Origin of the sequence: Rhizobium sp. RU36D, from assembly GCF_900176345.1 — a bacterium.
In the GTDB taxonomy this organism is placed as follows: Bacteria; Pseudomonadota; Alphaproteobacteria; order Rhizobiales; family Rhizobiaceae; genus Allorhizobium.
Genome location: NZ_FWXU01000010.1, coordinates 133,730 through 153,104, shown reverse-complemented (window position 1 = coordinate 153,104; position 19,375 = coordinate 133,730). Strand labels below are relative to the sequence as shown.

Genomic DNA, 19,375 nt, shown 5'->3' with positions numbered 1-19,375 from the left:
CTAGGCTGTGACAAAAGCCGATGAGGGACATCATGACTGACGTGACGCGCGAACGTGTTCTCGAAACGCTGAAGACGGTGCGCGGCCCGGATCTGGAAAGCAATATCGTGGACTTGGGCATGGTCAGCGACATCTTCATTTCCGATGGCAAGGCTTACTTTTCGATCACCGTGCCGGCAGATAGGGCCGACAAGCTGGAACCCTTGCGGCAGGCAGCCGAGCGGGCCGTGAAGGCAATGCCGGGCATCAAAGGAGCACTGGTCTCCCTGACGGCGGAAAAGAAGGCGGGAACGCCAAATCCGAAGCCCGCGCCAGCACCGCATTCCCATGCCGGCCACAGCCATGCAGGCCATTCCCACGCGCCTCAGCCGGCGCCATCAGGCCAACGTCCGGGAAAAACCGGCGTGCCGGCCATTTCGGCAATTATTGCGGTGGCCTCGGGCAAGGGCGGCGTCGGCAAATCGACCACGGCGGTCAACCTGGCACTGGCGCTGAAGGCCAATGGGCTGAAGGTCGGCATTCTCGATGCCGATGTCTATGGTCCCTCGATGCCGCGTCTGCTTGGCATATCAGGCCGTCCGCAGCAGATCGAAAACCGCATCATCGTGCCCATGGAAAATTATGGCATCAAGGCCATGTCCATGGGTTTCCTGGTGGACGAGGGCACCGCCATGATCTGGCGCGGCCCCATGGTGCAATCGGCGCTGATGCAGATGCTGCGGGAAGTCGCCTGGGGCGACCTCGACGTGCTGGTGGTCGACATGCCGCCGGGCACCGGTGACGCCCAGCTCACAATGGCCCAGCAGGTGCCGTTGACCGGCGCCGTCATCGTCTCGACGCCGCAGGACCTCGCCTTGATCGATGCCCGCAAGGGCATCAACATGTTCAAGAAGGTGGAGGTGCCGCTGCTCGGCATCGTCGAGAACATGAGCTATTTCATCGCGCCCGACACCGGCAACCGCTACGACATCTTCGGCCATGGCGGCGCGCGGGCAGAGGCCGAAAAGCTCGGCGTGCCCTTCCTCGGCGAAGTGCCGTTGACGATCGCGATCCGCGAAAATTCCGACGCCGGGACGCCGGTCGTCGTCTCGGATCCCTCAGGCGCGCAGACGCTTGCCTATCGCGAGATCGCTCGGAAAGTATGGGAGCAGGTTGGCGCCAAGTCTTCCCGCGCCGCGCCGACCATCGTCTTCGAGTAACGCCTCAGGGCCTCGTCGTGTCGACATCCGTCCTGTTTAGGTCGGGCCCAAGCGCGGGGTTCCTTGCGATGACAGTTGCGATTTTAGCCAGTGGTGCTATTTGATCGCAAATGAAGGCCGGAATGTTGAGCTAAATCTGGTCGCCAAGGAGCTAGTGCTTGATTAGGGCGTACCGTATCGACGGCAGCGCGGAGATACTCCAGCCGGCGGAAACGCCGTTCAACTTTGGCGACGATATCATCTGGATCGACCTCATCAGTCCTGATCTGGATGAGGAGCACATGGCTGAGCGGCTGCTTGGGGTGCAACTCCCGACCCGGGAAGACCTGAAGGATATCGAGCCGTCGAGCCGGCTCTATGTCGAAGGCGACACCGTTTTCATGACGGCATCCCTCGTCTGTCATGTCGAAAAGGGCTTTCCCGAACTCGCCGACGTTGCCTTCGTTTTGACGGGCAACCGGCTTGTCACCATCCGCTATAGCGAGCCAAGGGCCTTTGCGCTGTTCAGCGGCAGCCTGCTGCGCATGCCGGGCAAATATACCACCGGCGCCGAACTGATGTCCCGCCTCTTGGAAACCATCGTCGACCGAACGGCGGAAATCCTGGAACTGGCGGTCAATCGCGTGGATGCCTTGTCGAGGGACGTGTTTGTCGACCATCAGGCGGCAAAGCGGCGCCCTCCGCGGTATCTCGAGGGAAAGCTGCTCGATATCTCAAGTCATCACCGTCTGGTCAGCAAGACGCGCGACAGCCTGGTCACGCTGTCGCGTCTGGTCACCTTCCTCTCCTCCCTGCCGAACATCAAGAAGGATCGGGAAGCGGAGGATCTCTGCCAGATCGTCGTGCGTGATATTCAATCGCTCTCGGAACACGCGGCCTTCGTGTCGAACAACATTACCTTCATGCTGGATGCTTCGCTCGGCCTCATCAGCGTCGAGCAGAACGCCATCATCAAGATATTCTCAATCGCGTCAGTGGTGTTCCTGCCGCCTACCCTGGTGGCCTCGATCTATGGCATGAACTTTCAGGTCATGCCGGAACTCGGCTGGAACTTCGGCTATCCCATGGCATTGATGGCCATGCTTCTGTCGGCAATCTTCCCCTTCTTGTTCTTTCGCTGGAAAGGCTGGCTCTGACGAGCCTGTGACCCTATGCAATCAGAAAGCGGCGCCGTGCCCGAACAGGGCAGCAAATTCCGCAACTTGTTCTTCATGGCGCTCGGCTCGGTCGGCGTCGTCTATGGCGATATCGGCACCAGCCCCCTCTATGCCTTTCGCGAGGCACTGAAACCGATTGGCCATGACGGGATCGAGCGGGCCGAAATCATCGGCCTGATCTCGCTGATGATCTGGGCACTGACGATCATCGTCACGCTCAAATACGTCCTGTTCCTGCTGCGCGCCGACAATGACGGCGAGGGCGGAACCCTGTCATTGCTCGCGCTCCTCATGAAGTCGGCCGGTCGTTACACCACCATCCTGACCGTCATGGGGCTTGTCGGCGCCGCCCTGTTTCTGGGCGATGCCATGATCACCCCGGCGCTGTCGGTGCTGTCGGCTGTGGAAGGCCTGAAACTGGTCGCCCCGCAATCGGCTGACTACATCGTTCCGATCGCCGTCGTCATCCTGATCGGCGTCTTCGCCATGCAATCCCATGGCACGGCCGCGGTCGCGAAATTCTTCGGGCCGATCACCGCCGTCTGGTTCCTGGCCATGGCAGCCGGGGGGCTGCTGCATATTTCGGACGATTTCGGCATCTTCGCCGCACTCAATCCGTGGTATGGCGTGACGTTCCTGCTGCGCGAAGGCTTTCTCGGCATCGTCGTGCTGGGAGCCGTCTTCCTGACCGTCACCGGCGCCGAAGCGCTTTATGCCGACCTCGGCCATTTCGGCCGCCGCCCTATCCAGTGGGCCTGGTTCGTCCTCGTCTTCCCGGCACTGGTGCTGAACTACCTGGGGCAGGGCGCCCTGGTCCTCAAGCATCCGGAAGCCGCGTCCGACCCCTTCTACCTGATGTTTCCGGAATGGGCGCTGCTGCCGATCGTCATCCTCGCGACCTGTGCGACCATCATTGCCAGCCAGGCGGTCATCACGGGTGCCTTTTCGCTGGTGCGCCAGGGCATTCATCTCGGTTTCCTGCCGCGCATGGAGATCCTGTTCACGTCGGAAACCAATACCGGGCAGATCTACCTGCCCTCGGTCAACACCCTGCTGCTGTTCGGCGTCATGACACTGGTGCTGGTGTTCCAGAGCTCGGAAGGCCTCGCCACCGCCTATGGCATTTCCGTCACCGGCGCGATGGTCGTCACCACCATCATGGCCTATCAGTTCATCCGCAGCCGCTGGCGCTGGTCGGTTCTGTTGTCCATGGCCATGCTTCTGCCGCTACTGGCGCTGGAAATGGTCTTTCTCGGCGCAAATCTACTGAAGATCCACGATGGCGGCTATATTCCCGTGCTGTTTGCCGGTGGGTTCACTGTTGTGATGATCACCTGGCGCCGCGGCACGGCGATCCTGTTCGAAAAGACCCGTCACGCCGATATTCCGCTGCAGTCCTTCATCACCTCGATCGAGCGCAAGAGCGACCATGCGCCGGTTCAGGTTCCGGGCACCGCGATCTTCCTGACCAGCGACCCGCAGACAGCGCCCGCCGCCCTGCTGCACAATCTCAAGCACAATCATGTGCTTCACGAGCGCAACGTCATCCTGACGGTCAAGACGGTCAACAGGCCACGCGCCAGCGAGGACGAGCGCTTCGTCATCGAAAGCCTTTCGGAGCGCTTCAGTCGGGTGGAGATCCGCTTCGGCTTCATGGAAAACCAGAATGTGTCCCAGGCACTGGCCAAGCTCCGGCGAGGCGGGCTGAAGTTCGACATCATGTCGACCTCCTTCTACCTCGGCCGCCGCAAGCTGGTGCCGGACGCGAAATCCGGCATGCCCTATTGGCAGGACCGGCTTTTCATTTCGCTCGCCAATGCCGCCGCAGACCCCTCGGACTATTTCCGACTGCCGACAAACCGAGTCGTGGAACTGGGTTCGCACGTGATCATCTGACGGTCATGGCGCCAACCGAGGCTGCGCCAAAACGACGCAGCACGGGAACGCCTGATGTGCACATCGGCCGAATTTCGGCCTGATGCATCGCATGCTGCGTGATCTCTCGCTCATATGTTAACCAGCGATAAAGGTTAACGCGCGATAGTCGCCGGATCAGTCCGTGTTGCATGGAGTATCCGGTTTTGCGTTCGAAGCAGCGTTTGCGTAGCAGTCTTGTGCCCCGTGCCGACAAAGCCCTGTCTCCCCTGATGTTCGGCATGGCAGCCTGGTTGGCTTTCCCCTCCGTCTCAGCCCATGCCGATCTGGCCGGCCTCATCGCAGGCCTCGACCGCCCGTCGGAAAACTGGCGCATGGTGCTGACCGACTCGCCCGCCGGCTCCATCCACCAGGCCGAACTGGCTTTTGCCGAGGCCTCGCCGTCCAAGGCCGTGGCCGGAGGCGCCGGCATGACCCTACCGGACGGTCGCCGCGTTGCCTTTGTCGAGGGCGAGAACAACAAAAACAGTTCGCCTGACGAGGACCGCGTCAACAGGCGCGACAAAAAGGGACGCGTCGTGTCCGTAGAGCCCATGTTGCCACCGCGGGAGTTCACGGCCGGCCAGATCAAGCAGAAGGCCAGCCAGATGCTGCCCCGCGCCAGCCGCAAGGAGCAGACCGCCTTCATCAAGCCGGAGAAGGAAAAGAACATCCAGCTTGCCGGCTTCTTCTTCAAGAAAAAGGAAAAGCCTGCTGCGGCGTCCGTTTCGCCGATGCTGGCGGATCTCGTCACAAATACGAGACCTGATGTGCTCGCCACCGCCTATGCACCGCCGGCGCCGGATTTCGCCCAGGTTTCGCCCTTCGATGCCATCCTGAAGCCTGAACCGGACGCGGGTCGGTTCAAGCCGGAGATCGGGCCGAAGGATCATGCCTGGGCCGCAAGCGTCCTGCCGCCTTCGGTGTTTTCGCCGCGGGAACAGCAGTGCCTGGCATCCGGCATCTATTTCGAAGCCCGCGGCGAGAGCCTGAAAGGGCAGGCGGCTGTTGCCCAGGTGATCCTGAACCGGGTGCGCAATCCGTCCTATCCCGACACTATCTGCGACGTCGTCTACCAGAACGAAGACTGGCGCAATCGCTGCCAGTTCTCCTTTGCCTGCGACAATATCCGCGACCGGGTGCGCTCGGAAGAGCATTGGAAGATGGCCCGCGAAGTCGCATTGGCCGTCACCGCCGGCAAGATCTGGCTGAAGGAAGTGGGGTCCGCGACCCATTATCACGCCGCCTATGTGCGTCCGGCCTGGGCCCGCACCATGGTCAAGGTGGGCCGCATCGGCCTGCACCTGTTCTACCGCACCCATGGCGGCGGCTGGAGCTAGAAAGGGGATTCCACCCGCCATCCAGCCTCCGCTTCAGCAACATTCGGCGGACGAGCCTGCGACAAAATCGGACGGTTTCGGCTAAGTCTATGATTTTCCGCGGTTAATTTGTGGTGAAACAAGGCTGTTCTCCGCCTTGACTATACGTGCACTCAAAATTATGGTGCGGCCGACTTCAGAACGGGCCGGACGATGGAAATTCCGAGCCGTTTGCATGTCCGCGAGGGGCCAATTTGGGGTCCGCGCGGTATCGGACGGAGGGTATGATGTCGGATGACCGGGAAGAAAGTCTCGAAGACCGCCGCAAGCGACTGGGGGCTCAGCTGTCCCAGAGGCGCAACGAGGCCGAGTTGAATGAGGCTGGGGAAGCACGCGCCGAGAAATCCCGTCAGGGATATGCAGAGGCAATGAAACTTTCCAGTGAATTCCTCTCGGCAATCATTGTCGGCGCAATTCTGGGCTATCTTTTCGACCGTTTTTTATCTACGTCGCCTTGGGGGCTGGTCGTCTTCCTGCTGCTGGGATTCTGCGCAGGGGTGCTGAATGTGTTGAGGGCAGCCGGTAAGGTCGCCTCTCCGCATCCGGCGGATCGGCAACCGGGTGATAAGGAATGAATGTCTGCGCCTCGTTTCGGTGCAGATCGTAAGACGGAAAGACATCCGCCGCTGGCGGTGAGAGCGAGAGAGAACAGCACGTGGCAAACGATCCGATCCACCAGTTCGTGGTAAACAAGATTGTTCCGATCGAAATTGGCGGGATTGATTTCTCGTTCACCAATGCATCGCTGTTCATGGTGGCAACCGTCGCCTGCGCTTCGGCATTCCTCTACTTCTCCACGTCGAGCCGCGGCCTGATCCCGACCCGCGCACAGTCGGTCGCCGAGATGTCCTATGAGTTCATTGCGTCGATGCTGCGCGAGGGTGCGGGCAGCCACGGCATGAAATTCTTCCCCATGGTCTTCTCGCTGTTCATGTTCGTGCTGACGGCGAACCTCCTGGGCATGGTGCCGTATTTCTTCACCATCACCAGCCAGATCATCGTGACTTTCGCCCTGGCTCTGTTCGTCATCGGAACCGTGCTGGTTTATGGCTTCATGAAGCACGGCCTGCATTTCCTGAAGCTCTTCGTGCCGTCGGGCGTGCCGGGCGTGCTTCTGCTTCTGGTCGTGCCGATCGAAATCATTTCCTTCCTGTCGCGTCCGATCTCGCTGTCCGTGCGTCTGTTCGCCAACCTTCTGGCCGGCCACATCACGCTGAAGGTCTTCGCCGGCTTCGTCACCTCGCTTGGAGCGCTGGGCGCGCTCGGTGTTGGCGGCGCGATCCTGCCTCTCATCATGACCGTCGCCCTGACGGGTCTCGAGTTCCTGGTTGCCTTCCTGCAGGCTTACGTCTTTGCGGTACTGACGTGCATGTACCTCAATGACGCAATTCACCCCGGCGGGCACTAAGGATACCGATTTGGCGTCTTGCGACGTCAGTCATCGCCGCAACAACCATTCGAAGGAGTTCATACATGGAAGCGGAAGCAGCAAAGTACATCGGCGCAGGTTTGGCTTGCTTTGGCATGGCCGGTACGGCTCTCGGCCTGGGCAACATCTTCGGCAACTACCTGTCGGGCGCCCTGCGCAACCCGTCTGCCGCTGACAGTCAGTTCGGCCGTCTGGTATTCGGCTTCGCCGTTACGGAAGCTCTGGGCATCTTCTCGCTGCTCATCGCTCTCCTCCTCCTGTTCGCTGTCTGATAACAGCCGGGATCGGATTGACGGCGCGCCCTCGGGGTGCGCCGTTTTTCTAGAATTGCATTTCACCTGGAGGCGAGCATGTTCGTGACCCCCGCTTTTGCCGCAACACCGGCAGAAGGCCAGACCCATACGGAAACCGGCGTGGCCCATGAAGCCGGGCACAGTGATGTTTTCCCGCCCTTCGATACGACGACCTTTCCGTCGCAGCTCCTGTGGCTGGTTCTGACCTTTGGCGTCTTCTACATGCTCATGCAGAAGGTTATCGTTCCGCGTGTCGGCGGTATCCTTGAAAACCGTCACGATCGGATCGCTCAGGACCTCGACGAAGCCGCACGGCTGAAGTCTGAGGCTGACGCTGCCATCGAGACTTATGAAAAAGAATTGAGCGCTGCCAGGGCCAAGGCCGGGCAGATCGCAACCGCTGCCCGCGACAGCGCAAAGGCCAAGGCCGATGCCGAGCGCGCCGCCATCGAAGCCGAACTCTCCGACAAGCTGGCAAAGGCATCGGCAAGCATTGCCGAAATCAAGGCCAAGGCATTTGCCGATGTCGATGAAATCGCCGGCGAAACCGTCTCTGCGATTGTCGAGCAGCTGATCGGCGGCAAGGTCACCAAGGCTGACATCAGCGCTGCCGTAACCTCCGTGCAGGTCAAGGGGAACTGATCATGGCATTTGACGCATCATTCTTCGCCCTCGTCGGCCTCATCATCTTCCTGGCCCTTCTGGTTTACCTCAAGGTGCCGGGCATGGTGGCCAAGTCGCTGGACGAGCGCGCCGACAAGATCGCCTCCGAACTGGCCGAAGCCAAGCGCCTGCGCGAAGAGGCCCAGCATGTGCTGGCCGAATACCAGCGCAAGCGCAAGGAAGCCGAAGCCGAGGCCGCCAGCATCGTTGCTGCTGCCGAGCGTGAAGCCGCCGCATTGACGGCCGAAGCCAAGGCAAAGACCGAGGAATTCGTCGCTCGTCGCACGGCTCTCTCCGAGCAGAAGATCAAGCAGGCGGAAGACGAGGCCGTCAATGCCGTTCGCTCCGCCGCCGTTGATCTCGCCATCGCCGCCGCCGAAAAGCTGCTGGCCGCCAAGACCGATGCCGCCGTTCAGGAAAACCTGTTCCGCAATGCCGTCAGCGAAGTGAAGACCCGCCTCAATTGAGCGCGCTTTCGGATATTTAAGTTTGAAAAAGCCGGTTTCGACCGGCTTTTTTGTTGTCTGGAGTTTCGTTCGCCGATCGCTGCCGTTTGCAGCGACCGCTTAGGCAGAATCCTCAGCTTCATTCGTCCGGAACGTCCGAAAGCTGATCCGATGCAAGAGGCAGGGCCCGAGTGCTTCGATGGCGGCACGATGGCGTGTCGTGCCGTAGCCGGCATGGATCTCGAAGCCGTAGCCCGGCAAGGTGAGTGCGGCCCGTGCCATCATCCGGTCGCGGGTGACCTTGGCGACGATCGAGGCTGCGGCGATCGATACGGATCGGGCATCGCCCTTGATGACAGCCTTGCCGCGGCAGGGCAGTCCGTCAGGTACGTCGCGCCCGTCGGCCAGGACCATAGCCGGCTGAATTTCAAGGCCTGCCACAGCGCGACGCATGGCATCGAGGCTCGCCTTGCGGATATCCCTGACATCGATATGGCGTGCGCTGGATGAGGCAATCGAGACTTGGGCGCTGCCAAGGATCAGTTCGAACAATTCCTCGCGCCTCTGCGCCGTCAGCTTCTTGGAATCGTTGAGACCAGCGGGAATCGCATCGGGATCGAGGATCACCGCGGCGGCAACGACTGGACCGGCGAGCGGTCCCCTGCCGGCCTCGTCGGTTCCCGCAACCGGCCAATAGCCTTCGCGCTGTGCTGCAAGTTCGAGAGAGAAATCCGGACCTGCCAGTGACAGGTCGAAAAGCGCTGGAGAATCGGGTGGCGTGCGAGCTTTCATGGGGCATGACCTCGCACGCCGCACCGACTTCCTGCAAGTCCCCGGTTCGAAGCAGCCAGGGCGGCGGCGGCTTCGATGCGGCTCCAGGGACCAATCCGGCGCGAGGCGGCGGATGGGGCCGCGCCGGAATTTCGTTCAATCGTCACGCCTCGCTGAACCTGTCAGGTCAGGCCGCAGGCGCTGAACGCGTATATCGTCGTAAGGGTGCTACTGGACTACAGCAGCGAAAGCTGCACGCCGCCACCATCCGGCGGCACGAACAGATCGTCCCGCATCTGGATACCGCGTCGCACCAGGCCCAGCCGCTTCGTCGCCATTTCGAACCGACGACCGATCTGCCAGGCATAGGGACCAGCGCCTTTCATGCGCTTGCCGAATTCCGCGTCATAGTCCTTGCCGCCGCGCATGGAGCGGACCAGCGACATCACGTGGCGGTAGCGGTCCGGATAGTGCTGCAGCAGCCAATCGCGAAACAGCGGGCTCACCTCCAGCGGCAGCCGCAGCAGCACATAGCTGGCCTCGGTGGCGCCGGCGGCCTTGGCCGCATCCAGAACCCGCTCGATCTCATGATCGTTCAGGGCCGGAATGATCGGCGAGACCAGCACGCTCGTGGGTATACCGGCCTCGGAGAGTGCCTTGATCGCTTCCAGCCGCTTCGTTGGCGTGGACGCACGGGGCTCCATGGTGCGCGCCAGCTTGCGGTCGAGCGTTGTCACCGACAGGCCGACCTTGGCCAGCCCTCGCTCCGCCATGGAGGCGAGGATGTCGAGATCCCGCAGCACCAGAGCCGACTTTGTGACGATCGCCACGGGGTGATTGGCCGCGTCAAGGACCTCCAGGATCTGCCGCATGATGCGCCATTCCCGCTCGATCGGCTGGTATGGGTCGGTATTGGTTCCGATGGCGATGGTCCGCGGCTTGTAGCCGGGCTTTGCCAGTTCCCGCGCCAGAAGCTTCGGCGCCTCGGGCTTGGCAAAGAGCTTTGCCTCGAAGTCCAGGCCTGCCGAAAGGCCCATATAGCTGTGCGTTGGACGGGCAAAACAATAGATGCAGCCATGCTCGCAGCCGCGATAGGGATTGACCGAGCGATCAAAGGGAATGTCGGGCGACTCGTTGCGGGTAATGACGCTGCGCGGACGCTCCACCTGCACCTCGGTCTTGAAGGGCGGCATGTCCTCCAAGGTGGTCCAGCCGTCATCGAAGACCACGCGCTCGGTCGGCTCGAACCGACCGCTGGGGTTCATTCCGGCCCCGCGACCGCGGCGACGCTGGATGTCCACCCGCATGCCCGATCCCGCAACCAGTGCGTCGGCAATATCAGCCGTATTGGCAGGCTGGAATGCAGCCTGTCCCAGAAGTGACAGCTCGTTCATCTTGGAACTCCCGTCGAGGCATGTCCGCCCCGTTTCGATGACTAAATTCCTAGCGCCAAAATGAGAACAATGCAAGAACAAATTACAAAATCTGCTTATGGCAAATTCTTGTGCAATGCGATAATCATGGATGATGTTGACAGTCATGATGGAATGCCGGGACCACGAAGCGGAACTGGCGCATACGCTTTCTTTCCTAGTGGCCGGTGCGGTGGAGGGGCTTGTCGGCGATGTGGTCGTTCTGGACCACGGATCCAGCGATGGCACCTCAAGCGTGGCGGATGCCGCCGGCTGCCGATATTACGGCAAGTGGGACATCAAGGACATCCTTCGGGGGGCTCGCGGCGAGTGGTTGATGCTGGTGGAGCCGGGTGCGCGGCTGCAGCAGGGCTGGATCGAGGAAGTGGGTGAATACATCACCCTTGGCAAGCAGCCCGCCCGCTTTACCGAATCGCGCCATCATCGCAGGCCGCTTTACCAGCGTATGCTTCGCAAGGTGCCGCCGCTCGAGCATGGGTTTCTTCTGCCGAAGCGCGAAGCGGTCGCGACCGTGAATTCCGGCATGTCGCTTGGCGATATCGCGCGCTCGCACAAGCCACGTCGGCTCACAACCGAGATCATCCCGTCCTGGGTCGCGCGCCGCGCAACGGCCTGATGCGCTGCGCCAAAATCAGCCCTTGCGCTTGAGGTGCTCGTCCAGGCGCGGCATGATCTCCACGAAATTGCAGGGCATGTGACGATAATCCAACTGCGGCTTCAGGATGCCGTCCCAGGCATCCTTGCAAGCACCGGGCGAGCCCGGCAGCACGAAGATGAAGGTAGCATTGGCCACCCCGCCCGTGGCGCGGGACTGGATCGTGGACGTGCCGATCTTGTCATAGGAAATACGGTGAAACACCTCCGAGAATCCGTCCATGCGCTTTTCGAACAGCGGCTCCAGCGCTTCCGGCGTCACGTCGCGACCGGTAAAGCCGGTGCCACCCGTGGTGATCACCACGTCAATATCTTCGGCCAGCGTCCAGGCATGGACGGTGTCGTAGATCCGGGCGCGGTCGTCCGGAATGATCGCACGCTCGATCAGCTTGTGGCCGGCGTCCTCGATTCGCGCGGCCAGCGTATCGCCTGACTTGTCGTCGGCCAGCGTCCTCGTGTCGGAAATGGTGAGCACGGCAATGCCGAGCGGCACGAAGGGCCTGCTCTCGTCGATGCGATTCATGCCGTGGCTCCCTCGTATGTTTCGGTGGCTTCGAAATACCAGTTGGGTCTCAGGCGCGACAGCGTTTGCACCGCCGCCTTGGCTCGCTCCAGATCGGCATAGATGCCGAAACAGGTGGCGCCTGAGCCGGACATGCGCACCAGTTGCGCGCCCTGCTGCGACAACAGCATCGAAATCTCATTGATCGCGCCCAGAACGCTGCGGGCCGGCGCTTCCAGGTCGTTGCGCAGGCGGCCGAGATAGCCGAGCCAGGCGGCGCTGTCACCGCCTACGGGCGCAGTTTCAATCGGCGGATTGTCCTTGCGTGTCAGGCGTCGAAAGATATCGGGCGTCGAGACGGCGACCAGCGGATTGGCCAGCACCAGCGCCAGACGCGGCAGCGCCAGTTCCTCGATTTCCTCGCCGATCCCGCGCGCATGCAGCGGGCGCGAGCGAAGGCACATGGGCACGTCGGCGCCAAGCTTGAGCGCGAGCTGGTCCATGCCCGCAAGATCGGCCGGCGCGTTCCACAGGCGCGCCAGGCCCCGCAGCGTCGCCGCCGCATCGGCCGATCCGCCGCCGATCCCGGCGGCAACCGGCAGGTTCTTTTCGAGATGAATATGCACCGGCGGAGCAGCAAGCCCACGCCCCTGAAGGATAAGCCGCAGCCCATCCCGGGCCTTCAGCACCAGATTGCCGGGATCGTCGGCGGAAAGCAGATGTCCGAACCGTCCAGACAGCGAAAACCCGTCCTGATCGGCGGCGGCAAAGCTCAGCCGGTCGCCGCTGGTGCTGGCAAAGGTCACCAGACTATCAAGGAGATGGTAGCCATCCTCACGCCGGCCGACCACATGCAGCGCAAGATTGATCTTTGCCGCGGCGATCTCGCTCAGCCGATCGTCGCAGCGCTCCATCACCAGCTCCATGGCGTCAGGATTTCTTGTCGGTATCCGGCGCCGTGGGCTCCACGACAGGCTGTTCCGCAGGCTTGGCGCGAGCCGTGCTTTCCGGTTCCAGCTCCGGCAGGCCGTTCAAGATCTTGGCCTCGATCTTCGGCTTTTCCGTTTCCTCGGGCTTGGAGATCAGCGCCCGCTTCCACTGATAGACGGCTTCCAGCTTGCGCCCCACGCGCCAATAGGCATCGCCCAGATGGTCGTTGATGGTGGCATCGCCGGCCCTGAGCTCGATCGCCCGTTCCAGCTCGGTCACTGCTTCGTCGAAACGGCCGAGGCGATAATAGGCCCATCCCAGCGAATCGACGATGTATCCGTCGTCGGGCCGCAGCTCGACCGCCTTGCGGATCATGTCGAGGCCTTCCTCCAGGTTCCGGTTCATGTCGACCCAGGAATAGCCTAGATAGTTCAGCACCTGCGGCTGGTCCGGATTGAGCTCCAGCGCCTTGCGGAAATTCGGCTCGGCTTGGTCCCACTTCTTCAGTCGCTCATAGGCAATGCCGCGCTGGAAGAAGATCGACCAGTGGCCCTGCGTCGGCCGCTGCCCGATCACCTCGACCGCCTTGTCGTAGTTATCAGCCATGGCGGCGTAGTCCTTGGCATCGGAAAGAACGCTGCCATAGGCGAGATAGCTGCGGATGTCGCTCGGGTCGGAGGCGATCAGCCCCTTCAGATGCTCCTTAGCTTCCTCGATCTTGCCGGTCTGCGCCAGCGTCAGGCCAAGCTGCAGCTCGGAAACCCGACGCATCGGCGAATCCTGCGGCACCTTCTTGTAGAACTCGATTGCCCGCTCAGCCTGTTCGCTGTTTTCGGCAATGCCGCCGAGCAGGATCAGCGTATCGGCGCTCTTGGGATCCAGCGCATGGGCAAGCTGCAGATACAGCATGACGGTGTCTTCGGCGCCCTGCCGGTTAAGCGCGCCGCCGATGGAGAACAGCACGCCGGCCGCCCCTTCCGCCGGGCCTGCCACCTTGAGGTCTGGCGCCTTGCCTTCCTCGACCTGCTGGCGAAGCTGCTTGAAGGGCGCATAGTTGTTGATCAGCAGATCGCCGGCGGAGATCGTGTCCAGCGCCTTCTGCTTGTTGCCCTGGGTCGCTTCCAGCGATGCCAGCGCCATGACGGCGCGCATGAAGGTGTCGGGCGCGGTCGCCCCGCCTTCGCGGTCGGTCACCGCCTCGTTCAGGTTGCGGCGTGCGGTGTCGATGTCACCGGCCAGAGCGGCCATCGTGCCGGCATTGTAGCGCTTGAAGATGCTGTACCAGGCCGGACCATCCAGCTTCTCGACCATGCTGATCGCTTCCTTGGACTTTCCAGCCCCGAAGCGCGCCCAGGCGGTCAGCAGCGAATTGGTCAGCCGATCCAGATCGTTCGGCCCTTTATAGGTCAGGATCTTTTCAGCGGCATTGAATTCGCGGTTGCGGATCGCGTTCAACCCGCGCGCGATTGCCGTGACCCGCTCGACGGCCGGATCGTTCTTCAATTCGTTGGCGTATTTCACGCCCTCTTCGAACTGCCCATCCATGAACAGGGCCAGCATCAGACGCTGGCGGATATCCACGTCACCCGGCTGGAAAGCGAGCGCGCGCTTGTAGAGACCGATCGCATTTTTGAAGTCGCGGTCCACCTCGGCCGTGCGGGCTGCGAGAAATGCGCCCGAGAAGGTGGAGGGATAATCCGTCTGGAACTCTTCCGCCGGCTTGTCTGTGGTAGCTGGCGTCTCGGCCCGCGCCATGCCGCTCAGCGGCAGCGCCATCAGGAGAGCGATAGCCGAGCCGGCCATGAAGCGAGTGGCAGTTTTCAGCCGCATGAAGAAGCCTTTCACAAAAGGAGCCTGGACCCGCAGAGCCCTCTTAAATCACCTGCAAGACCGATTCACCAATAGAATGGCTTTTTTAAAGCACCACCGCAAGGAAATCCCCCGGCGGACATTTCATTCAGCGTCGGTTCAGAAACCATGCAGCGGGCAAGTGACGAGGCTCGGTCGGCAGACCGAGCTCTGTCCGTCGTCGTTGCCCGCTGAAGCCTGTCAGTTGGCGCGCTCTATGCAGAAATCGATCACTTCCATCAAGGCGGCCTTCCAGTCGCTTTCGGGCAGCGGTGCCAAGGCGTCGCGTGCCATTTCGCCATAGTGAACGGCACGCGCGATGGTGTCCGACAGGCCGCTATACTTGGTGATCAGCCCCATGGCCTTTTCGAGCTGCGCATCATCCGACTTGCCTCCCTCGATCGCCTCGCGCCAGAAGGCACGTTCGGCCGGCGTTCCCCGGCGATAGGACAGGATGACCGGAAGCGTGATCTTTCCCTCGCGGAAGTCGTCGCCGGTATTCTTGCCCAGATCGGCGGATTTGCCACCGTAATCGAGTGCGTCATCGACCAGCTGGAATGCGAGGCCGAGATTCATGCCGTAGGATTTCAGGGCATTGCGCCCGGCTTTGTCGGCCTTGGCGACGATCGGGCCAACCTCTGCGGCGGCGGCAAACAGCGCCGCGGTCTTGGCGCGGATCACCTGCAGATAGTCGTCTTCCGTCGTCTCCATGTTCTTGGCGACGGAAAGCTGCAGCACTTCGCCTTCGGCAATCACGGTCGCGGCGGTCGACAGAACGTCGAGCGCTTCAAGCGAGCCCACATCCACCATCATGCGGAAGGCCTGGCCCAGCAGGAAATCGCCCACCAGCACGCTGGCCTGGTTGCCCCAAATCATCCGCGCGGTGGATTTGCCGCGGCGAAGATCGCTTTCGTCCACAACGTCATCATGCAAAAGCGTGGCGGTGTGCATGAATTCCACGCTGGTCGCCAGCTTCACATCGGCATCGCCCTGGTAGTCGAAAAGGGCCGCGGATGCCAAGGTCAGCATCGGCCGGAGACGCTTTCCACCTGAAGAAATCAGGTGATTGGCCACTTCCGGAATCATCTGCACATCGGAGCCGGCCTTGGAGAGGATCAACTGGTTGACGCGCTCCATGCCTGGCTTCGTCAAGTCGACCAGCGGCTTGACCGAAGCATGTTTGTTTTTATTTTCCTCAAGCGGTATGACGACGCCCAACGCTGCCTGCTCCTGTTGAGTTCTGAGCGTTGACCATAAAAAGGGCAGGCAGGCGCGGCAAGAGGCGAATTGTCTCGCTCCACGAAATTGGCAGGGTTTCACAAAAATGTATGAGCTTATTCGCGCAAATGATGCCGTGCTTTTGTCTTTTGCGCAGAGCCTTTTGAAGGATGCCGGCATTTCATGCCTCGTGGCCGATCAATCGATGAGCATCCTGGAAGGCTCGCTGGGCATGCTGCCGCGCCGGCTTCTTGTGGATGCCGAGCGGGCGGACGAAGCCCGTGCCATTCTGCGCGACGCGGGCCTTGGTGAGGAATTGCGTGACGAACGACGCTGATATCGAACTCGCGAACCCGGCCGTGGACGAAACGCTCGACGCCTTTCATCGCGGCGCCTTCCATCTGCTCCAGCCCCGGGGCAGGGGCCATCGCGCCGGCATGGACGCCATGTTGCTGGCGGCGCTGGTGGACGACCAGAGGCCGATCCGGGTCGCCGATCTCGGGGCCGGTGCGGGTGCGGCGGGGCTTGCCGTGGCCGCCCGATTGCCACAGGCTGAGGTGACTCTCTTCGAGCTATCGGCTGAGATGGCCACCTATGCCCGCCGCAGCGCCGCGCTTCCACAGAACGCAGCCCTCCATGGACGCGTTGATGTGGTTGAGGCGGATGCCTCGCTCACCGGCAATGCCAGGCGGGCGGCCGGTCTTGCCGACGATGCCTTCCATCATGTGATCATGAACCCGCCCTTCAATGATGCGCGGGACAGGGTGACGCCTGACGGTCTCAAGGCATCGGCCCACGCCATGACAGAGAACCTGTTCGAAAGCTGGATCCGCACCGCCGGGGCCATCATGCTGCCCGGCGGCCAGCTTTCGCTCATCGCCCGTCCCGAATCGATCGCCGAGATCATAGCCGCCTGCGGCAAGCGCTTCGGCGCAATCGAGATCACCCCGGTGCATCCGCGTCCTGGAGAAAGCGCCGTGCGCATTCTGCTCACCGCCATCAAGGGTTCCCGGTCGAGACTGTCATTGAGGTCCCCTCTGGTCATGCACGACGATCCCTCAAGTCATCGCTTCTCCGCCGATGTTGATGATCTCAACAATGGCCGCGCAGCCTATGCCCGCAAAGGCCGCTGACACCGGGACGGCGTTCGACTCCGCACGCTGAAGTGGTCGCCGGGACGGCTATCCTGCGCCTGAACCTTGTGTTTTCGCTGCGAATACATACATCAGCCTGCAAGATACACAGACAAGGAGACGCTGATGCCGCCGCTCTTGAAGCGACTGTTGCCCAAACGCTTTCGCAAGGAAGGCACGACGATCCCGGTCGTCAGGCTGCATGGGGCGATCATGTCGGGTGGCAGCCAGTTCAAGCCGGCGCTCAATCTCGCCAATGTCGCCTCGCAATTGGAAAAGGCGTTCTCCTACAAGAACGCCCCGGCAGTTGCCCTGATGATCAATTCGCCTGGCGGTTCGCCGGTGCAGTCGCGCATGATCTATGATCGCATCCGGGCGCTGGCGGCCGAAAAGGACAAGCGGGTGCTGGTCTTCGTCGAGGACGTCGCGGCCTCTGGCGGCTATATGATCGCCCTTGCCGGTGACGAGATCATCGCCGATGCCACCTCGATCGTCGGTTCCATCGGCGTCGTCTCGGGCGGCTTCGGCTTTCCGGAGCTTCTGCGCAAGATCGGCGTCGAGCGCCGCGTCTATACCTCGGGCGACAACAAGGTCATCCTCGACCCCTTCCAGCCGGAAAAGGAAGGCGACATCGAATACCTGAAGTCGCTGCAGGTCGAGATCCACCGCATCTTCATCGACATGGTGAAGTCGCGACGCGCCGCCAAGCTCGCCGACGATCCCACGCTGTTTTCCGGCCTGTTCTGGACGGGACAGCGCGGACTGGAACTCGGCCTCGTCGATGGCTTAGGCAACCTGCGCCAAGTGGTCAAGGAGCGCTATGGCAAGGATGCGCGGCTGGAACTCGTCGGCGGCGCCAAGACCCTGTTCGGCAAGCGCATCCCCGGCGTATCAGCCTCGATGGGCTTGAGCGCCGACCACATGGTCGCGGCAGCCGCATCGGGTCTTGCCGAGACCCTGGAAGAAAAGGCATTGTGGGGCCGCTACGGACTCTGACGCACGAGCAGGCTCAACGACCAAAAGGCGAAAGCGTCCGCTAGAAACCACCAGAGCCGGATGAAATCAGGTCGGATCGACTCTGAAATCTGAAGTGGGTCTGGAATCAAAAAAAGAAGAGCATGGTGCCGAGCGCAGAACGCAGACACCTCAAGGCATCATGCTCAAGAGGGGAAAGAGAGGCCGATGGCCCAACTGATATTTCTGCTGATCCTGGTCGGTGGCAGCTGGCTGCTCTATCGCCGCTTCGTCGGTGATGCCGAAAAGCTGGCGGCCAAAACGAGGAAGGCAGAGCGCGAGCGCCAGACCGGGGCAATCGACACGCTGGTGCAGGATCCCAAGACCGGCGAATACCGCGTCAAGCGGGAGGACGAATGACGGGGGTAGGCCCGCATGCCACGCGATCCGCTGTCTCAATCCGCAGCGCAAGGAAACGGTGATGTGACGGCCTCCCGTGGCGCCCTCTTGGACGGCGATGCCGCGTGCCGTGCGCTGGAGATGGACTGCGCCGCCCGCGGCTTCAAGGTCACCGTTCGCCCGCTGGGAGATGGCCCCCGGCATCTCAGTGCCTCGTTTTCGCTATTCGGCGACATTGCTGTCGCAAGCTCGCGCACAACGCCCGTGGCGGTCAGCCGAAGCCGCGCCGATATTAGCCAGGACGCTCATGAGTTTTTCGTCCTACCGCTGCATTTCGGCGGAACCTACACCCTGGACCAGGCCGGCCGCGAGCATCATTTCGAGGGCGGCGGTACGCGGTTGGTGGCGGGCAACAGCCCCTATCTCCTGCAGCAACGTCCAGATGACGGCGTCGGCGAGACCTATTCCCTGGCAATTCCGGCGGAGAAACTGCGCGACCGGGTGCGCCGCGCTGATGATCAGGCGCTGAGAGCGATTGCCCCCGACGACCCAGGCTATGTCTTTCTCAGCAACTATGTGCGTTTTCTCGCATGTCAGGCGCCGGTCTCGCCCGAAATGGCGCACCAGGTTGGCAATCATCTGCTCGATCTCGCCGGACTTATGTTGCAGCCCGGTCGTGACCAGGCCGAGCATTCCGAGGAGGCGGTTCGCGCCGTTCGGCGCCGTGAGCTCGACCAGCTCCTTGACAGGAAGCTCGCCGATCCTGCTGTGGATCTGACGCGCCTCGCCCAGGCGATGGGCATTTCCCGGCGCTATGTCCAGATGCTTTTCGAGGGCATGGGCACGAGCTTTTCCGATGAACTGCGCCGCCGCCGCGTGGAGCGGGCGATAGCCTTGATCGCCGATCCGCGCTGCGCCGGACGCAGTCTTGCCGACATCGCCTTCGCCTGCGGTTTTGCCGATCTTTCCACCTTCAATCGCAGTTTCCGCGTCGTGACCGGACAGACGCCGTCGACATGGCGGCGCGTGCCCGGTCAACACGAATGACGCCCA

Annotated in this window: 21 protein-coding genes; 15 read left to right on the top strand and 6 right to left on the bottom strand. The window is 61.9% G+C overall.

Features of this window, described 5'->3' with window-relative positions; translation table 11 throughout:
- Nucleotides 1–32 precede the first annotated feature (32 nt).
- The 9 genes from apbC to B9A97_RS14695 all read left to right on the top strand — a co-directional run bounded on the left by apbC (nucleotide 33) and on the right by B9A97_RS14695 (nucleotide 8,501).
- A complete protein-coding gene (gene apbC / locus B9A97_RS14735) occupies nucleotides 33–1,199 on the top strand; it encodes an iron-sulfur cluster carrier protein ApbC (protein ID WP_084366105.1) in 1,167 nt (388 codons plus the stop codon).
- Between the two features lie 176 nt (nucleotides 1,200–1,375).
- On the top strand, nucleotides 1,376–2,335 hold the full coding sequence (locus B9A97_RS14730) for a magnesium transporter CorA family protein (protein WP_244564236.1): 960 nt from the start codon (nucleotides 1,376–1,378) through the stop codon (nucleotides 2,333–2,335).
- A 15-nt stretch (nucleotides 2,336–2,350) separates the two neighbouring features.
- Nucleotides 2,351–4,252, top strand: coding sequence for a potassium transporter Kup (locus tag B9A97_RS14725; protein WP_084366103.1), 1,902 nt, complete (start codon nucleotides 2,351–2,353; stop codon nucleotides 4,250–4,252).
- Nucleotides 4,253–4,503: 251 nt separating this feature from the next.
- Nucleotides 4,504–5,610, top strand: coding sequence for a cell wall hydrolase (locus B9A97_RS14720; protein WP_244564235.1), 1,107 nt, complete (start codon nucleotides 4,504–4,506; stop codon nucleotides 5,608–5,610).
- Between the two features lie 266 nt (nucleotides 5,611–5,876).
- On the top strand, nucleotides 5,877–6,224 hold the full coding sequence (locus B9A97_RS14715; protein WP_084366101.1) for an AtpZ/AtpI family protein: 348 nt from the start codon (nucleotides 5,877–5,879) through the stop codon (nucleotides 6,222–6,224).
- An 80-nt stretch (nucleotides 6,225–6,304) separates the two neighbouring features.
- Complete coding sequence (locus tag B9A97_RS14710; RefSeq protein WP_084366100.1) at nucleotides 6,305–7,057, top strand: F0F1 ATP synthase subunit A; 753 nt, start codon at nucleotides 6,305–6,307, stop codon at nucleotides 7,055–7,057.
- Between the two features lie 65 nt (nucleotides 7,058–7,122).
- A complete protein-coding gene (locus tag B9A97_RS14705; RefSeq protein ID WP_006466154.1) occupies nucleotides 7,123–7,350 on the top strand; it encodes a F0F1 ATP synthase subunit C in 228 nt (75 codons plus the stop codon).
- Between the two features lie 78 nt (nucleotides 7,351–7,428).
- Complete coding sequence (locus B9A97_RS14700) at nucleotides 7,429–8,013, top strand: F0F1 ATP synthase subunit B (protein WP_084366099.1); 585 nt, start codon at nucleotides 7,429–7,431, stop codon at nucleotides 8,011–8,013.
- A gap of 2 nt (nucleotides 8,014–8,015) precedes the next feature.
- The gene (locus B9A97_RS14695; RefSeq protein WP_084366098.1) at nucleotides 8,016–8,501 is read left to right on the top strand and encodes a F0F1 ATP synthase subunit B; all 486 of its coding nucleotides are present in this window, start codon (nucleotides 8,016–8,018) and stop codon (nucleotides 8,499–8,501) included.
- 99 nt (nucleotides 8,502–8,600) lie between these two features.
- Here the strand turns inward: B9A97_RS14695 and B9A97_RS14690 are convergent, their stop codons facing one another.
- Together B9A97_RS14690 and B9A97_RS14685 are read right to left on the bottom strand one after the other, a co-directional pair.
- On the bottom strand, nucleotides 8,601–9,272 hold the full coding sequence (locus B9A97_RS14690; RefSeq protein ID WP_084366097.1) for a ribonuclease HII: 672 nt from the start codon (nucleotides 9,270–9,272) through the stop codon (nucleotides 8,601–8,603).
- 215 nt (nucleotides 9,273–9,487) lie between these two features.
- Nucleotides 9,488–10,645, bottom strand: a complete 1,158-nt coding sequence (locus B9A97_RS14685; RefSeq protein ID WP_084366096.1) for a PA0069 family radical SAM protein — start codon at nucleotides 10,643–10,645, stop codon at nucleotides 9,488–9,490.
- Nucleotides 10,646–10,778: 133 nt separating this feature from the next.
- Between B9A97_RS14685 and B9A97_RS14680 the strand changes: the two genes are divergently transcribed.
- Nucleotides 10,779–11,300 carry a glycosyltransferase family protein gene (locus tag B9A97_RS14680; protein ID WP_084366139.1) on the top strand — a complete coding sequence of 174 codons (522 nt, stop codon included), beginning with the start codon at nucleotides 10,779–10,781 and terminating at the stop codon, nucleotides 11,298–11,300.
- A 15-nt stretch (nucleotides 11,301–11,315) separates the two neighbouring features.
- Here the strand turns inward: B9A97_RS14680 and moaB are convergent, their stop codons facing one another.
- From moaB to B9A97_RS14660, 4 genes are all read right to left on the bottom strand, one after another.
- Nucleotides 11,316–11,861 carry a molybdenum cofactor biosynthesis protein B gene (gene moaB / locus B9A97_RS14675; protein ID WP_084366095.1) on the bottom strand — a complete coding sequence of 182 codons (546 nt, stop codon included), beginning with the start codon at nucleotides 11,859–11,861 and terminating at the stop codon, nucleotides 11,316–11,318.
- Nucleotides 11,858–12,766 (bottom strand): 4-(cytidine 5'-diphospho)-2-C-methyl-D-erythritol kinase, encoded by a 909-nt coding sequence (locus tag B9A97_RS14670; RefSeq protein WP_084366094.1) that lies wholly within the window; start codon nucleotides 12,764–12,766, stop codon nucleotides 11,858–11,860. The genes moaB and B9A97_RS14670 overlap by 4 nt, the downstream gene beginning before the upstream one ends.
- 4 nt (nucleotides 12,767–12,770) lie before the next feature.
- Nucleotides 12,771–14,600 (bottom strand): tetratricopeptide repeat protein, encoded by a 1,830-nt coding sequence (locus B9A97_RS14665; RefSeq protein WP_084366093.1) that lies wholly within the window; start codon nucleotides 14,598–14,600, stop codon nucleotides 12,771–12,773.
- A gap of 219 nt (nucleotides 14,601–14,819) precedes the next feature.
- A complete protein-coding gene (locus B9A97_RS14660) occupies nucleotides 14,820–15,836 on the bottom strand; it encodes a polyprenyl synthetase family protein (protein WP_084366092.1) in 1,017 nt (338 codons plus the stop codon).
- 106 nt (nucleotides 15,837–15,942) lie between these two features.
- Here B9A97_RS14660 and B9A97_RS14655 point away from each other — a divergent pair, with 106 nt between their 5' ends.
- From B9A97_RS14655 to B9A97_RS14635, 5 genes are all read left to right on the top strand, one after another.
- On the top strand, nucleotides 15,943–16,173 hold the full coding sequence (locus B9A97_RS14655; RefSeq protein ID WP_084366091.1) for a putative signal transducing protein: 231 nt from the start codon (nucleotides 15,943–15,945) through the stop codon (nucleotides 16,171–16,173).
- A complete protein-coding gene (locus B9A97_RS14650; protein ID WP_244564230.1) occupies nucleotides 16,157–16,969 on the top strand; it encodes a tRNA1(Val) (adenine(37)-N6)-methyltransferase in 813 nt (270 codons plus the stop codon). Before B9A97_RS14655 ends, B9A97_RS14650 begins: the two co-directional genes overlap by 17 nt.
- Before the next feature lie 126 nt (nucleotides 16,970–17,095).
- On the top strand, nucleotides 17,096–17,965 hold the full coding sequence (locus B9A97_RS14645) for a S49 family peptidase (RefSeq protein WP_084366089.1): 870 nt from the start codon (nucleotides 17,096–17,098) through the stop codon (nucleotides 17,963–17,965).
- Nucleotides 17,966–18,151: 186 nt separating this feature from the next.
- Complete coding sequence (locus tag B9A97_RS14640) at nucleotides 18,152–18,343, top strand: hypothetical protein (RefSeq protein ID WP_084366088.1); 192 nt, start codon at nucleotides 18,152–18,154, stop codon at nucleotides 18,341–18,343.
- A gap of 63 nt (nucleotides 18,344–18,406) precedes the next feature.
- Nucleotides 18,407–19,369: a helix-turn-helix domain-containing protein gene (locus B9A97_RS14635; protein ID WP_179145293.1), complete on the top strand. Its 963-nt coding sequence runs from the start codon at nucleotides 18,407–18,409 to the stop codon at nucleotides 19,367–19,369.
- The last annotated feature ends 6 nt before the right edge of the window (nucleotides 19,370–19,375 follow it).

Excerpts from the sequence above, each read along its gene's own strand:
- apbC (WP_084366105.1), top strand. The coding sequence starts at position 33 with ATGACTGACGTGACGCGCGAACGTGTTCTCGAAACGCTGAAGACGGTG.
- B9A97_RS14725 (WP_084366103.1), top strand. The coding sequence starts at position 2,351 with ATGCAATCAGAAAGCGGCGCCGTGCCCGAACAGGGCAGCAAATTCCGC.
- B9A97_RS14720 (WP_244564235.1), top strand. The coding sequence starts at position 4,504 with ATGTTCGGCATGGCAGCCTGGTTGGCTTTCCCCTCCGTCTCAGCCCAT.
- B9A97_RS14715 (WP_084366101.1), top strand. The coding sequence starts at position 5,877 with ATGTCGGATGACCGGGAAGAAAGTCTCGAAGACCGCCGCAAGCGACTG.
- B9A97_RS14705 (WP_006466154.1), top strand. The coding sequence starts at position 7,123 with ATGGAAGCGGAAGCAGCAAAGTACATCGGCGCAGGTTTGGCTTGCTTT.
- B9A97_RS14700 (WP_084366099.1), top strand. The coding sequence starts at position 7,429 with ATGTTCGTGACCCCCGCTTTTGCCGCAACACCGGCAGAAGGCCAGACC.
- B9A97_RS14695 (WP_084366098.1), top strand. The coding sequence starts at position 8,016 with ATGGCATTTGACGCATCATTCTTCGCCCTCGTCGGCCTCATCATCTTC.
- B9A97_RS14690 (WP_084366097.1), bottom strand. The coding sequence starts at position 9,272 with ATGAAAGCTCGCACGCCACCCGATTCTCCAGCGCTTTTCGACCTGTCA.
- B9A97_RS14685 (WP_084366096.1), bottom strand. The coding sequence starts at position 10,645 with ATGAACGAGCTGTCACTTCTGGGACAGGCTGCATTCCAGCCTGCCAAT.
- B9A97_RS14680 (WP_084366139.1), top strand. The coding sequence starts at position 10,779 with ATGTTGACAGTCATGATGGAATGCCGGGACCACGAAGCGGAACTGGCG.
- moaB (WP_084366095.1), bottom strand. The coding sequence starts at position 11,861 with ATGAATCGCATCGACGAGAGCAGGCCCTTCGTGCCGCTCGGCATTGCC.
- B9A97_RS14670 (WP_084366094.1), bottom strand. The coding sequence starts at position 12,766 with ATGGAGCTGGTGATGGAGCGCTGCGACGATCGGCTGAGCGAGATCGCC.
- B9A97_RS14665 (WP_084366093.1), bottom strand. The coding sequence starts at position 14,600 with ATGCGGCTGAAAACTGCCACTCGCTTCATGGCCGGCTCGGCTATCGCT.
- B9A97_RS14655 (WP_084366091.1), top strand. The coding sequence starts at position 15,943 with ATGTATGAGCTTATTCGCGCAAATGATGCCGTGCTTTTGTCTTTTGCG.
- B9A97_RS14645 (WP_084366089.1), top strand. The coding sequence starts at position 17,096 with ATGCCGCCGCTCTTGAAGCGACTGTTGCCCAAACGCTTTCGCAAGGAA.
- B9A97_RS14640 (WP_084366088.1), top strand. The coding sequence starts at position 18,152 with ATGGCCCAACTGATATTTCTGCTGATCCTGGTCGGTGGCAGCTGGCTG.